Source organism: Desulfuromonas sp. (assembly GCF_002868845.1).
Classification (GTDB): Bacteria; Desulfobacterota; Desulfuromonadia; order Desulfuromonadales; family BM501; genus BM501.
Genome location: NZ_PKUB01000048.1, coordinates 193,514 through 206,217 on the forward strand (window position 1 = coordinate 193,514; position 12,704 = coordinate 206,217).

General features: G+C 63.8%; 9 protein-coding genes and 1 pseudogene. 6 read left to right on the plus strand and 4 right to left on the minus strand.

Annotation, left to right across the window (positions count from 1 at the left end; genetic code table 11):
* Nucleotides 1-30: 30 nt before the first annotated feature.
* Both C0617_RS15305 and C0617_RS15310 read left to right on the plus strand, forming a co-directional pair.
* Nucleotides 31-1,011, plus strand: a pseudogene (locus tag C0617_RS15305) (class II fructose-bisphosphate aldolase).
* A 374-nt stretch (nucleotides 1,012-1,385) separates the two neighbouring features.
* Nucleotides 1,386-2,504: a hypothetical protein gene (locus tag C0617_RS15310; RefSeq protein WP_291317906.1), complete on the plus strand. Its 1,119-nt coding sequence runs from the start codon at nucleotides 1,386-1,388 to the stop codon at nucleotides 2,502-2,504.
* A 192-nt stretch (nucleotides 2,505-2,696) separates the two neighbouring features.
* On the opposite strand, the gene C0617_RS15315 is transcribed toward C0617_RS15310, so the two are convergent.
* From C0617_RS15315 to C0617_RS15330, 4 genes are all read right to left on the minus strand, one after another.
* Entirely contained in the window at nucleotides 2,697-3,941 is a 1,245-nt protein-coding gene (locus C0617_RS15315) for a ChaN family lipoprotein (protein WP_291317907.1), read from the minus strand.
* A 105-nt stretch (nucleotides 3,942-4,046) separates the two neighbouring features.
* Nucleotides 4,047-4,835: an adenosylmethionine decarboxylase gene (gene speD, locus C0617_RS15320; RefSeq protein ID WP_291317908.1), complete on the minus strand. Its 789-nt coding sequence runs from the start codon at nucleotides 4,833-4,835 to the stop codon at nucleotides 4,047-4,049.
* A gap of 103 nt (nucleotides 4,836-4,938) precedes the next feature.
* Entirely contained in the window at nucleotides 4,939-8,046 is a 3,108-nt protein-coding gene (locus tag C0617_RS15325) for an efflux RND transporter permease subunit (protein WP_291317909.1), read from the minus strand.
* A gap of 3 nt (nucleotides 8,047-8,049) precedes the next feature.
* Entirely contained in the window at nucleotides 8,050-9,102 is a 1,053-nt protein-coding gene (locus C0617_RS15330; RefSeq protein ID WP_291317910.1) for an efflux RND transporter periplasmic adaptor subunit, read from the minus strand.
* A 331-nt stretch (nucleotides 9,103-9,433) separates the two neighbouring features.
* Here C0617_RS15330 and C0617_RS15335 point away from each other — a divergent pair, with 331 nt between their 5' ends.
* The 4 genes from C0617_RS15335 to C0617_RS15350 all read left to right on the plus strand — a co-directional run bounded on the left by C0617_RS15335 (nucleotide 9,434) and on the right by C0617_RS15350 (nucleotide 12,317).
* The gene (locus tag C0617_RS15335) at nucleotides 9,434-9,688 is read left to right on the plus strand and encodes a helix-turn-helix domain-containing protein (RefSeq protein ID WP_291317911.1); all 255 of its coding nucleotides are present in this window, start codon (nucleotides 9,434-9,436) and stop codon (nucleotides 9,686-9,688) included.
* Nucleotides 9,688-10,983, plus strand: a complete 1,296-nt coding sequence (locus C0617_RS15340; RefSeq protein WP_291317912.1) for a HipA domain-containing protein — start codon at nucleotides 9,688-9,690, stop codon at nucleotides 10,981-10,983. The genes C0617_RS15335 and C0617_RS15340 overlap by 1 nt, the downstream gene beginning before the upstream one ends.
* Nucleotides 10,984-11,328: 345 nt before the next feature.
* Complete coding sequence (locus C0617_RS15345) at nucleotides 11,329-11,652, plus strand: hypothetical protein (RefSeq protein WP_291317913.1); 324 nt, start codon at nucleotides 11,329-11,331, stop codon at nucleotides 11,650-11,652.
* Between the two features lie 152 nt (nucleotides 11,653-11,804).
* Nucleotides 11,805-12,317, plus strand: a complete 513-nt coding sequence (locus C0617_RS15350) for a DUF2058 family protein (protein WP_291317914.1) — start codon at nucleotides 11,805-11,807, stop codon at nucleotides 12,315-12,317.
* The last annotated feature ends 387 nt before the right edge of the window (nucleotides 12,318-12,704 follow it).

Consider the following 12,704-nt stretch of genomic DNA (forward strand, 5'->3'; position numbering starts at 1 on the left):
TATTTCATCACCCCGACAGGAGGTCGTCACATGGGAGACACGGTTCACTACAGCGACCTGGGTCTGGTCAACACCCGGGAAATGTTCACCAAGGCGGTCGGTGGCGGCTACGCCATCCCGGCCTACAACTTCAACAATCTCGAGCAGCTGCAGGCGATCGTCACGGCCTGCGCCGAGACCAGCTCCCCGGTCATCATCCAGGTGAGCAAGGGGGCCCGCGAGTACGCCAACGCCACCATGCTGCGCTACATGGCCATGGGCGCCGTGAAGATGGCCCGTGAGATGGGCTCCCAGATCCCCGTCTGCCTGCACCTCGACCACGGCGACTCCTTCGAGATCTGCAAGAGCTGCGTCGACAACGGCTTTTCCTCCGTGATGATCGACGGCTCCCACCTTCCGTATGACGAGAACGTCGCCCTGACCAAGCGGGTCGTCGAGTACGCCCACCGGTTCGACGTCACCGTCGAGGGCGAGCTCGGGGTGCTGGCCGGCATCGAGGACGATGTCCAGGCCGAGGAGTCCACCTACACCAAGCCCGAGGAGGTCGAGGACTTCGTCAAGAAGACCGGCGTCGATTCCCTCGCCATCTCCATAGGCACCAGCCACGGCGCCTACAAGTTCAAGCTGCAGGAAGGCGAGGAGGTGCCGCCCCTGCGTTTCGACATCCTCGAGGAGTGCCAGAAGCGCCTCCCCGGCTTTCCCATCGTCCTGCACGGCGCATCGAGCGTCGTCCAGTAGTACGTTCAGCTGATCAACCAGTACGGCGGCAAGATGGAAGGGGCCGTCGTGGTGCCCGAAGAGCAGCTGCGCCGTGCCGCCGCCAGCGCCGTGTGCAAGATCAACATCGATTCGGACGGCCGGCTCGCCGTCACCGCCAAGGTGCGCGAGTACATGGCCGCCCATCCCGGCGAGTTCGATCCCCGCAAGTATCTCGGCGCGGCCCGCAAGGAACTGGTCGAGCTCATCAAGCATAAGAACGAGGCCGTGCTCGGCAGCGCCGGCAAAGCCTGACCCCGTTTCCGATTCATCCCGCAAAAAGCCGCTTCAGATCGTTGAAGCGGCTTTTTTTGTCACCCCCTCGCGGGCAGGCGCCAGGGTGCGGCCGCGCCGGGGAGCGAGCGATAGCCCGGTTATGGGGCCGCTGCCGGATGGGGGGCGCTACGGGAAAACGCTGGCGTGGAATGTGCAGTACCTGGATCCCGGGAGCATCGAAGGTTGACAGGCGCCAAGTTCTAATGATAAGGGTTGCTTCCGCGGCGGCGCGAAGCCTCGCACCCCTTCCCGGGGCTCGGCGGACCGAAACCGTGCCCCCTGGTCGCAGGCGGCCCGTTCGCCGGGCATTGTCCCATCGCGTTTATCTTCTCTCTAAAAAGGAGGATCGTTTCATGTTCAGAGCAAGCGCATCACTGTTGGTCGCCGCCCTGTTGCTCGCCGGCTGCGCCAACCACCTGCCCGAGGAAACCGTAGCGTCTCACAAGGTCAACCGGGTCCCCGTTTCCCGGCAGCTGAACCTGTCCCTGGACCAGGGCCAGGTCCTCTCCCGGGACATGCTCAGAGTCAAGGCGACCGAGACCAATACCATCCAGATCCAGGAGTTGACCAACACCCAGGTCTACGAGGCCTTCACTCCCTACCAGGTGCTGCGCGAAGTCTACGAGCTGCCCTTCGGGGTGATCTCCATTGTCGGGGGAGTGGTGATAAACGTTGTCGACGTTGCGCTGCTCGGGCTGTTGCCCAACAGCTTTACCGATGGGGCGCTCAGTGCCGGCTTTGCCGGGATCAACCCGTTCCTGAATATCGAGTCCGCCTCCCGCAAAAAGCTGGAACTGGCCTCGCAGATGGAGGAGGTCCAGGACCAAAGGATCGAGTCCATCGAGACGGCCCTGGCCGGCCAGCCCCTGCAGGTGACGAGCATGGGAGTGCCGCACCGGGTCGAATTGAACGAGAGGGGCGAGGCGAACATCTGCCTGTTCGACCTGTTCGACGTCCTGCCCCTGTCCCGGGAACTGGTCTTCTCGGTGGAAGTCGACGACGCCAGGGCGGAAGAGGCGACCACGGTCAGCCGGCAGCTGACCGCGAGCATCTACCAGGCCCAGAAGATCCTCGCCCGCCACGGCCGGGAAGGCGGGGAGCGCGAAGAGATCGGCGTGACGGAAGCGGCCCGGGACATCCTGGCCCTCTCCGGTCTCGGTTTCGAGCACGCCTCCCAGTCCCTCGAGGAACAGCTGATGAGGGGCATGACCCCGGCCAGGCAGCAGCAGTTGATGGGAGCTCTTATCGAGCCTGCCGAACTCGACCGAATCGCCCCCTCCCCGGCGGCGGCCACCGCGGTCGCCGAGGCCTCTGGTGAAATCGAAGTCGAGCCGGGCTCCGCCGTTCCCGCGGCCAGCGAGCCCGTTCCGGAGCGGACCGGGCCCGAAGCCGTCGACGCGGAGCAGGGGCTGGGCGAGGAGGCCGGGGCCAGCGCCGAAGCTTCTGGCGGGACTGCCGACTCCACCCTTTAGAGCGGGCGGGAGGGGGCGCGGCCCCCGTTCCTGTTTCGAACAGAAAGCTTGCTGCCGGCGGATTTCGCCCGCCTGTTTTTCGAAAAGTTTACGCCGCTCCGGCGGCGTCACGCGGGGAGAAATCCCCGGATGAAACGAAAAAAAGCCGCTTCGAGATTCTCGAAGCGGCTTTTTCCGTATCCAGGCGTCGGTCTACTTTTTCATCCCTTGGTGGTGCCCCTGGCCGGCATCCTTCTCGAAGGTCACCTCCAGGGACATCTCTTCTCCTTCCCTTTCGATGACCAGGGTGCCCCCGTCTCCGGGGCGCTTCTGCTTGACCTCGTAGATCAGGTCGAAGCTGTCTTCGATGGCGACGCCGTCGAAGCTGACCAGCACGTCCCCCTTCTCGAGTCCCGACCGGGCGCCGTTGGAGTCCGGCATGACCATTTTGGCCAGCACTTTTCCGTCCTCCTCCTTGAGCATCACTCCCAGTTTGACCCTCTCCATTTCGAGGCTTTCGTATCGCGTCATCACCTGATAGTCGTAGGCGGGCATGGGAAAGTCAGGGACCTTCACTTTCATGAACCGAGCCATTTTCTCCTCGGGGATTTCAATTTCCCTGGAGCCGACCGAGGTGTAGGAGACGGGCAGGCGCCGAAAGACCCGGCGGGGGATGCCGTAGCCGTGGCGGATGTGGTTCCCCCCCGCGACGACGACCATGCGCCAGTCGTCGTCCGGGCGGTCCTTGAGGAAACGGACGATGCTCTCGGCCATGGTCTCGTCCCACAGGGTCTGCACCCGCAGGAAGCCGCCCCGCATGGCCTCTCCCCCGTCGTGTCCGGCGAAGACCGCCTCGGCCATCGCCTTCTGGTAGGGGTCGTTCATGTCGATTTCGGGCAACTGCGCGCGCTGCTCCTCCGGCAGGTCGGCGAACTCGGTTCGGCTGACCGCCATCCGGAGCTCCTTTTCGGCGTTCAGGGCGACGATCGGGATGGCGTTTCGTTTGGCAAAGAGCAGTAGGCCCTTGTACTGGTCGAAGTTCCACGACTGGTCGAACCGGGTCTTTTTCAAAAAGGTCTTGTCGTCCAGGTCCCCGGCAAGCCAGCTGTCGAGGGTCTCCTGCATGGCGGGGGAAAACATCTCCATGCCGAGTGCGACCCGGCCCGGGTGGCGCTCGGACATGGCCTTCAGGACGGTCACCTCGAGGCGGTGGGAGGCGGGGTTGTCGTGGGTCTCTCCCACGTAGACGATGCGGGGGCCGGTCACCGCGGCGAGCATCGCCTCCTCCGAAACGTAGGTGCCGGTGGCCAGGTGCAGGATGTCCCCCACCACGGGCGCTCGGGGCGGAGGGTAGGGGCTCTCAGGGTTGCCGAGCATCTTGGCCCCCGTGCAGGCTCCGAGCAGAAGGGGAAGGGCGGCTAGAAGGGCGGCCAGGGGCTTGCGCAAGGTCAGTGTCATAGACGTCGTCTCCGTCGCTCGGGGTCTTCGGGCTTTTCTCGGGAGGTCTCCGGTTCCGGCCGGCTCTGCCTGTCATCTCGCTCCTCTTCGGTCGATCACCCGGTTTCAGTAGATGTTCTTGGAGTAGAAGATCTCCGTCATCTCCCGCCGCAGGTTCTCTTTGACCCGCGCTTTTTCGGCGTCGGAAAAGTCGGTGGCGGCGGTGGAGAAGAGGTAGGTTTCCAGGTCGAGTTCGCGCAGCAGCATCTTGGTGTGAAAGAGGTTCTCCTGGTGGATGTTGATGTCCACGCACTGGTAGCGATCCAGGATCGACTTCTTGATGAATTGTTGGATGGAGTGTACCTTGTGGTCGATGTAGTGCTTCGTCCCTCTCACGTCCCGGGTGAAGCCCCGCACCTTGTAGTCCATCAGCACGATGTCCGAGTCGAAGGACTCGATGAGGTGGTTGAGGGCCTTGAGGGGGCTGATCTTGCCGCAGGTCGAGATGTCGACGTCGGCCCGGAAGGTGGAGATGCCGAGCCGGGAGTCGGTTTCCGGGTAGGTGTGGACGCAGAGGTGGCTCTTGTCGAGGTGTGCCAGGACCTGTTCGGGTTTCGGCTCGACCGGCTCCTCGGCGATGAGGACGGTCACGCTCGCTCCCATCGGGTCGTAGTCCTGGCTGGAGATGTTGAGGATGTTGGCGCCGATGATTTCGGACACCTCGGTGAGGATGCGCACCAGGCGCTCCGAGTTGTACTCCTCGTCGATGTACTCGAGGTACTCCTTGCGGGCCTGGGGGGCGCGGGCGTAGCAGATGTCGTAGATGTTGAAGGAGAGGGTCTTGGTCAGGTTGTTGAACCCGCGCAGCCTCAACTTGCGCCGCCGCCGGGGGCGGGTGACTTTTTTTGCGCACATGGGCAGAATCCCTTTCGGACAGGAGACTTGTCCGGCGGGGCCGAACGGGAAAATTAGACCACAGTTCGGCGCCCCGAAACAAGCTTATTCTGTCCGGCCGCGGCTACTGCCGGGGCCCTGTCCGCTCCATGCGGATAAAGAACATGAGCAGGGCGGGAATGACGAAGATGGTGAAGACCGTGGAGAGGGCCAGTCCGCCGAGAACCACGCTGCCCAGGCCCCGGTAGAGCTCGGAGCCGGGCCCCGGGGCCACCACCAGGGGGAGCATGCCGAAGATCGAGGTGGTCGCGCTAATGTAGATGGGACGCAGGCGGGTGCGGGTGGCGGCCATGACCGCCTCGCGGTGGGCCAAGGCGTGCTCGCGGACGTTGTTCAACGACTGGTGGACGATGAGGATGGCGTTGTTGACCACCACCCCGATCAGGATCACGAAGCCGAGCATGGTCAGGATGTCGAGGGGCTGCGGGGCGATGAACCAGTTGGTCAGCTTCAGGCCCAGGAAGCCGCCGGCCCCGGCCAGCGGGACGGTAAAGAGGATGATCAGCGGGTAGACGAAGTTGGCGAAGAGGGCCGACATGAGCAGGTAGGTGATGACCAGGGCGAGCAGGAAGTTCCACTGCATCGCCTCGCGGGTCACGGTCAGCTTGTCGGCGGCGCCGGCCAGGCGCACCGAGAGCCCCTTCAGCAGCCCGGCCTCCTCCAGCCCCGGGATGACCTCCTCTTCGATCGTCTCCATCGCCTGCTGCAGGGGCATCTGCTCCGGCGGCGTCACCTGCAGGGTGAAGGTCCTTTTGCGCTCCAGGTGGCGGATCTGGGTCAGGCCCGTACTGCGCTGCAGCTCGGCCAGCGAGGAGAGGGGGACCGTGGTCCCCAGCGGGGTGGCGACCTGGGTGGCGTAGAGGGCCTCGGGGGTCTCGGCGCCGGTCTCGGGGGCCTTCAGGACGAGGTCGATGGTCTTCTCCCCCTCTTCCTTGAAATCGCCGATCTTGCGGCCGTCCATGAGGACGTCGACGTTGACCCCGAGCTCTCCGGCGCTCATCCCCGAGGCGATGAGGCGGTCGCGCCGGGGGACCAGGTTGACCTCGGGGTAGAGGACCTCGAAGGAGGGCAGGGGGCGCACCTGGCTGCCGGGGATCGCCTGCATGACGGCGCCGAACATGGCGCCCGAGGCAGGCACCAGGCTCTCGATCCGGGCGCCGCTGATGTCGACGTCGATGGTGCGGCCGCCGCCGATGCGGTCCTGGAAGATGCCCGCCTGCAGGCTGACCCCGAAGACCCCGGGGAAGGAGTTGACCTCCCGGCTCATCAGGGGGATCAGCTCCCGGGCCCGCTGGTCCTCCTCGGCGATGGCGCCGAAGAGGCTGATCTGTTCGGCGCCGACGTAGAAGACGTTCTCCAGCCGGGGCAGGCCGTCGACCTCCCCCTCGAAGTGGGGGGCGAGGTCGTCGAAGAGTTTTTCGCCGATGGCCTTGCGCTCCTCGTAGGAAAGGCCCGGCGGCGGGATGAGGATGTTGATCAGCAGGTTGCGGTTGCCCTGGGGGAGGTACTCCATCTTCGGGAAGAAGACGACCGTGATGGCGACCGCCGCCGCGGTCAGGCCGGCGATGGTGACCAGGCGGCCGGGGACCGTCCCGGTGGCCAGCCCCACAAGGGTCATGATGCCGTCGGCGACTTTCCCCGCGGCGCGGTCGATCCCCTGCAGGCTGACCCGGGAGCGCCTGGCGCGCAGGGCGAAGATCTGCCGGGAGACCATGGGGATCACCGAGACCGAGACGAAGAGGGAGAGGGCGATGGCGCAGGTGACGGCGATGGCGATGTCCTTGAAGAGCTGCCCCGCCTCCTCCTCGATGAAGACGACCGGCAAAAAGACGGCGATGGTGGTCAGGGTCGAGGCCAGGATCGCCCCCCAGACCTCGCGGGTGCCGTCGTAGGCGGCGGCAAAGGGGGACTTGTCCATGCCCCGGTGGCGGTCGATGTTCTCCAGCACCACGATGGCGTTGTCGACCAGCATGCAGACGGCGAAGGAGATGCCGGCCAGGCTGACGACGTTGAGATTGCGCCCGAACAGGCGCATGAAGATGAAGGTGCCGATCACGCTGATGGGGATGGCGAAGGCCACGATCGCCGTGGAGGAGAGGGAGCGCAGGAAGAGCAGCAGGACGATCACCGCCAGCACCCCGCCGATGGCGATGTTGAGCTGCACCAGGTCGATGGCGCCGTTGATGTAGGGGCGCTGGTCGTAGGCCCAGTCGAGGTGGATGCCCCGCTCCTTCAGCACCCCTGCGTTGAGCCCGTCCACGACCTCCTTGACCTGGTCGGTCATCTCGAGGATGTTGGTGCCGACCTCGGGCTGGACGCCGATGGCGATGCCCTGCCGGCCGTTCTGCATCATCGCCGCGGTCAGCTTCTCGTAGCCGAAGCCGACCTCCGCCACGTCCCGCACCCGGATGCGCGTCTGGCCGGTCGAGGCGAGGACGATCTCGCCGATCGCCTCCGGGGAGCGGAACTCGGCGACCGTGCGGATGCGGTAGTCGCGGCGGCCGACCCCGAGGTTGCCCGCGGCGACGTTGACGTTCTCCCGCCCGAGGACCCCGATGACGTCGCTCACGGTGAGCCCGTGGCCGGCCAGCTTCGCCGGGTCGACGACGACGTGCATCTCCTTCTCGGTGCCGCCGAAGACGAAGAGGTCGGCGACGCCCCGCACCCTCTCGAGGTGCTGGCGGATGTCGTTCTCGAAGTAGGTGAAGTAGGTGTTGATCGGCGCCTCGTTGCCGGGCCGGGTCTTCATCACCATCCAGATGACCGGCGAGGAGGCCGAACCGGTCGCCTTGAGGACCGGCTTGTCCACGTTCTCCGGGTAGGAGGGGACCTCGTCGAGCTTGTTGGAGACCCGCAGCAGGGCCGAGTCGATCTCGGTGCCGACGGCGAAGCGCAGCACGATCTCCCCCTGGCCGTTGAAGCACTGGCTCTCCATGGTGCGCAGGTCGGGGATCCCCTTGAGGACTTTTTCCTGCTCCTCGACGATGTCCCGCTCGATCTCGTAGGGGGTGGCGCCGCTCCAGACCGTGCGCACCGTGATCTCCGGCTCGGTGACCGTCGGCGAGAGCTGGTAGGGCATTTTCATCAGGGCGAGGGTGCCGAACATCAGCAGCAGGATCACCCCGACGATCACCGTCACCGGTTTTTCGATGGAGAAGCGGACGACATCCATGGGCTACTCGTCCCCCCCCGCGACCCGCACCGGCTGTCCCGGCCGCAGCCGTTCGTTCCCCTTGACCACGACGGAGGCGCCTTCGGTCAGGCCCTCCCCCTCGATCCCGGCGCTCAGCCCCAGGTAGCCGAGGACCATCACCGGGACGAACTGCGCCTGCCCCTCGGCGACGAGGGCCACGCTCGTCCCCCCGGGGCCGCTGACGATGGCGTCCCGGGGGACGACGAAGCTCTCCCGGGCCGGCCCGGTGGGCAGGGCGACCCGGGCCTCCATCCCCTCGAAGAGGCCGTGCTCGTTGGCGGCGCGGATCTTCACGGGGAAGGTCCGGGTCTTGACGTCCCCCCGGCCGATCAGGGCGACGATCCTGCCCGTCTGCCGATTCCCGCCCGCTTCGAAATCGACCTCAAGCCCGACCCGGAGGTGCGCCAGCGCCTCCCCGGGGACGCTGACTATCACGTCCACCTCGTCGTCCCGGGCCATGGTCGCCACGGCCGAGCCCGGCTCCAGCCATTCGCCCCGGTCGGTGAAGCGCTCGAGGATCACCCCGTCGTAGGGGGCCGGGACGGTCTTCTTGCCGAGCTGGGTCTGCAGGGCGGCGACCTGCGCGGCGAGGGAGTCGACCCGCAGGGCGAGGGCCTCGCCGGCATAGAGGTAGTTTTCGTACTCCTGGCGGGAGACCGTCTTCTGGTCGAAGAGGGTCCGGAAACGCTCGGTTTCCAGGCGGGCTTTCTTCGCCTCCACCGCGGCCTGCTTGCGCGAGGCCTCGATGGCCGCGATCTCCCGGCGCAGCACCGACGCTTCGAGGACGACGAGTGTTGCCCCGTCGGCGACCCGCTGCCCCTCCTCGAAGGCCACCTTCGCCACCCGGCCGTTGGCCTCGGCGGCGACCTCGGAGGTTTCGGGATAGGTGACGGTGCCGACGAAGGTGGCTTGGGGGGCGACCGTGCCGACCGTGACCGGCGCGACGGCGACCAGGGCTGGCGGCGGCCCGCCCTCCTGGGCGAGGGCCGGGAGGGCGAAGAGGAGCGGGGCGAGGAGGAGGACCAGTCTGCGCATGGGCGGGGCTCCGGGTTGGCGGCCGGGCGGCCGGTGGGAACGATGTGGGAAGCTTTTATTCTCTCTAAGATGGAGGGGGTGTCAAGGAAATTGGGGTGGCGGGGGTGTTTTACGGTGGATGGCCCAGGTTGCGGGATCTGACACGGCCGCCAAGTCCTTCGAGGCACAGGCATTTCTGGTCTGCAGGTTTAAAATACTGCCATAGTGGTATTTTGTGTGGCTGGGGCTTGGGCGCTTGAATGATACTGTCTTGGCAGTATTTTGCTTGACGGGGGGCTGGTGCTGACATATATACTACCCAGGCAGTAGAATAAATACAAGGGAGGCCGTCATGCCCAAGACGATCAAGCCATTGCCGACCCCGGTCCAGCAAGGGCCGCTGGATGCGGAAACTCTGGGGACGTTTGTCCGCGCCCGGCGTACCCAGTCCGCCATGGGGATTCACGAGGCAGCCGCTTTCTGCGGAGTCGCTGTCGATACGCTGACCAAAATTGAAAAGGCCAAGGGGGATGTCCGGCTCTCCAGTGTTCTCACCGTCTGTCGAATGCTCGGCATCAGCCTCACGGTAGAGAATTGGGAGGAGTAATGTCAGCACAGCTCTCTGTATTTTTGAATCGCGAACCGCTCGGGACGATAACCCTGCATGGCAAGGAGGACCGTTATCAACTGGAGTATGCATCCTCATGGCTTGCCGGCCCGGGGTTTCCAATCTCTCCCCATTTGAACCCCGGGGAGTGCGGCTCGGAACCGGTAAAGCGGTTTCTTGCCAACCTTCTTCCGGAAGGGAAGTGGTTAGACGAACTGTCGGTCGACAACCAGATCTCACAGGGCAACATCTTCGGACTGATCGCACTGATCGGATCGGAGACAACCGGCGCCTTGACCTTCCGGTATGATGGCGAAGGTCTGGAGCCAAGACCGACTGAATTACGCCCGATCAGCGATGAGGAACTGACCGAGCGCATCGCCCAGCGCCAGCAGGTCTCCATTGCCAGGTGGGATGGAAAGCCGCGCCTCTCCGTGACCGGGGTCCAGGATAAGCTGCCGATCTTGATTATGCCGGATGGTGCGTTCGGTTTTGGTGAGGGGGAGTTGGCGTCCACCCATATACTCAAATTCGGCAAGAGACCGGACATGCACATGGTGGTCAACGAGTTCATTTGCATGGAACTGGCCCGCCTGGTCCAACTTCCCGTGGCCAGGGTCTCCCTGCGGAGGCTTGGAGAACCGGTGCTGCTGGTAGAACGATTCGATCGCCGCTGGAACGGGGGCAAGGTGGACCGGTTGCATCTGATCGATGGCTGTCAGATGCTCGACCTGCCGCCGACCTATAAGTACGAGCGTCCCTTCGGCACCTCCGGGGAGGGGGCGCGAATCAGGACCGGGGCCAGTCTGCCCAGGTTGTTCGCAGCGAGCCGGCAGTGCCGGATTCCGGCCCTGGCGAGCAGAGATCTGCTGAACTGGGCCCTGTTTCAGTTGCTGATCGGCAACAGCGACGCCCACGGAAAAAACATCTCGTTCTTCATCGACAAGAGGGGGATCGATGTGGCGCCTGGCTATGATCTGCTGAATATCGATATCTACGGCGACGAATTTGACCGGGATCTTGCCATGGCCGTGGGTGACGAGTTTGTCGCCGGTGAGATCCTGCCGTATCAACTGGCTGAAATGTGCCACGAGTGTGGGTTGCCGCAGAGGCAGGTCGCAACGACCTTGACAAAGCTCTGCACAGCCGTTTTGAAGAACCTGGACAAAATCTCGTTGGACCAAGTGCTTGTGGAGGACGAAGTTTCCTTTGCCGAGGGACTTTTTGGGAGGATCAGGGCCAATGCAAGCCGGTTTCTCGGATTCGCCGAGGAGCTGCCGCATGTCAGGCTCTGAAGGGTTGGGGATTCGCCCCCGGGGGTGAAACCTGGGATCTCTAAAGTTGCGGCGGAAAGAAGCGTGGGCTCAGCAGGATACAGGGCCGCTGGCTTTGCGGCAAAGAAAGATGTTGGCGATTGGAACTTTGTGCGCCTTGGATGGTTTCTGACGGAGAATGGCAGAAAAGTTAACCTGACCCTAATGATCTCTAGAGCCCTCTAACTACCTGGAGTTTCAATACGGGCCTGCCCCCCCCCGTGGCCATTAGAGGTATTTCACGCAAGCAGAAGCGCCATATGCCCCTCCACATGTCTGGAAAACACAAAAAAGCCCCCAAGCTCATGAAAAGCAAGGGGGCTCCAAGTGGTACGGTATGTGGGTTTCTGGGGTCATGTCTTGCCCTGCCACTTTTTTGCAAGGGTGACCGTGGCCGGGGTCCTCTTCGCCTTCTTTATGCAGCCGCTCACCGTCTCTACCATGAACTGTTTCGGGGGTCAGGTCTTGCCCTGCCACTTTTTTGCAAGGGTGGCCGGGGCCTTCTTCGCTTCCTTCATGCAGCTGCTCACCGTCTCCACCATGAACCGGCAGACTTTCGCCAAACCCGTCTGCAGTTTCTCCCTGACCCTCTCCATCGCCATCGAAAGCCTCGCCTTCGCCCTGGCCGTGGGGTTTGTCGGCAGGCTATAACCGGCGCTGCGGGCCGCCTGGGAGCCTGCCCCTGTCTTGCCGGGCTCGGCGCGAATATTTCGAGGCTTGACCTCCGGCCCGCCGTTGCTGATATTATGGCGTCACGGTTTCCATGGCCATCGAGAATTAAAAAACAGATTTTGGAGTAGCAAATGGGGCTTTCCATACAAGAGCAGCTGCTGAAGGCTGGGTTGGTTGACCAGAAACAGGTAAAAAAGGCCAACCACGAAAAACGGGTGCAAAACAAAAAGAAGAAAAAGGGGGAAGCCTCCTCCGACGACAGCGCCGGGGTCAGGCTGAAGCAGCAACGGGAGGCACAGGCAAAAAAAGACCAGCAGCTGAACGCCGAACGGAATCGACGGGCACAACGTGAGGCCGATCAGGCTGCCGCGCAGCAACTCATCGAGACCAATCGGCTGCCGGTGGAAGAGGGACCTGTCGCCTACCACTATGTGGGTGATGGCGGAACGATAAAGCGGATTTCAGTGACCCGGGATGTCGCGGACAAGCTGGCCGAAGGGCTGATGGGTCTGGCCGTGTACAAGCGGGATGTGGTGATGATCCCTGCTGAAACGGTCCTCAAGGTTCTGGAGCGGGATAAGGATTCGATCGTAACTTACAACGACCCTGCGCAAGCCGAGGATGACTATCCGACCGATTGGTAGGCCCTCCCGGTAGCCGGGGCCAGACATTTCTCTGCCGGCTTTTTGCACAACAGCTTCAAGCTCGGCCAGTAAAGCCCACCATCCCTCCCCTGTGACGCCGCCGGAGCGGAGTGGATGAATTCGGAAAGACGCGGACGGATGTCCGAAGCCGAAGGCAAGTTTCCGTCCGCGCCGAATTCATCTGCGTAGCGCAGGGGACCCGAATGGCAAGGAACTGGGGCGGCCTTCTTTGGTGTTACCTTTCTTGGCCGAGCAAGAAAGGCAACTCGCCTGGCGGGGCGAAACCCGCCGGTGTGGAAGTTCCGGTGGCAGGAAAACACCCATCCTCCCTCCCAGCGAGCCTTCCCCGAAAATCCCTGAAGAACCCAAAAAAACGGGCGGCCAACC

Coding starts and splice junctions, on each gene's coding strand:
- C0617_RS15310 (WP_291317906.1), top strand. CDS start 1,386: ATGTTCAGAGCAAGCGCATCACTGTTGGTCGCCGCCCTGTTGCTCGCC.
- C0617_RS15315 (WP_291317907.1), bottom strand. CDS start 3,941: ATGACACTGACCTTGCGCAAGCCCCTGGCCGCCCTTCTAGCCGCCCTT.
- speD (WP_291317908.1), bottom strand. CDS start 4,835: ATGTGCGCAAAAAAAGTCACCCGCCCCCGGCGGCGGCGCAAGTTGAGG.
- C0617_RS15325 (WP_291317909.1), bottom strand. CDS start 8,046: ATGGATGTCGTCCGCTTCTCCATCGAAAAACCGGTGACGGTGATCGTC.
- C0617_RS15330 (WP_291317910.1), bottom strand. CDS start 9,102: ATGCGCAGACTGGTCCTCCTCCTCGCCCCGCTCCTCTTCGCCCTCCCG.
- C0617_RS15335 (WP_291317911.1), top strand. CDS start 9,434: ATGCCCAAGACGATCAAGCCATTGCCGACCCCGGTCCAGCAAGGGCCG.
- C0617_RS15340 (WP_291317912.1), top strand. CDS start 9,688: ATGTCAGCACAGCTCTCTGTATTTTTGAATCGCGAACCGCTCGGGACG.
- C0617_RS15350 (WP_291317914.1), top strand. CDS start 11,805: ATGGGGCTTTCCATACAAGAGCAGCTGCTGAAGGCTGGGTTGGTTGAC.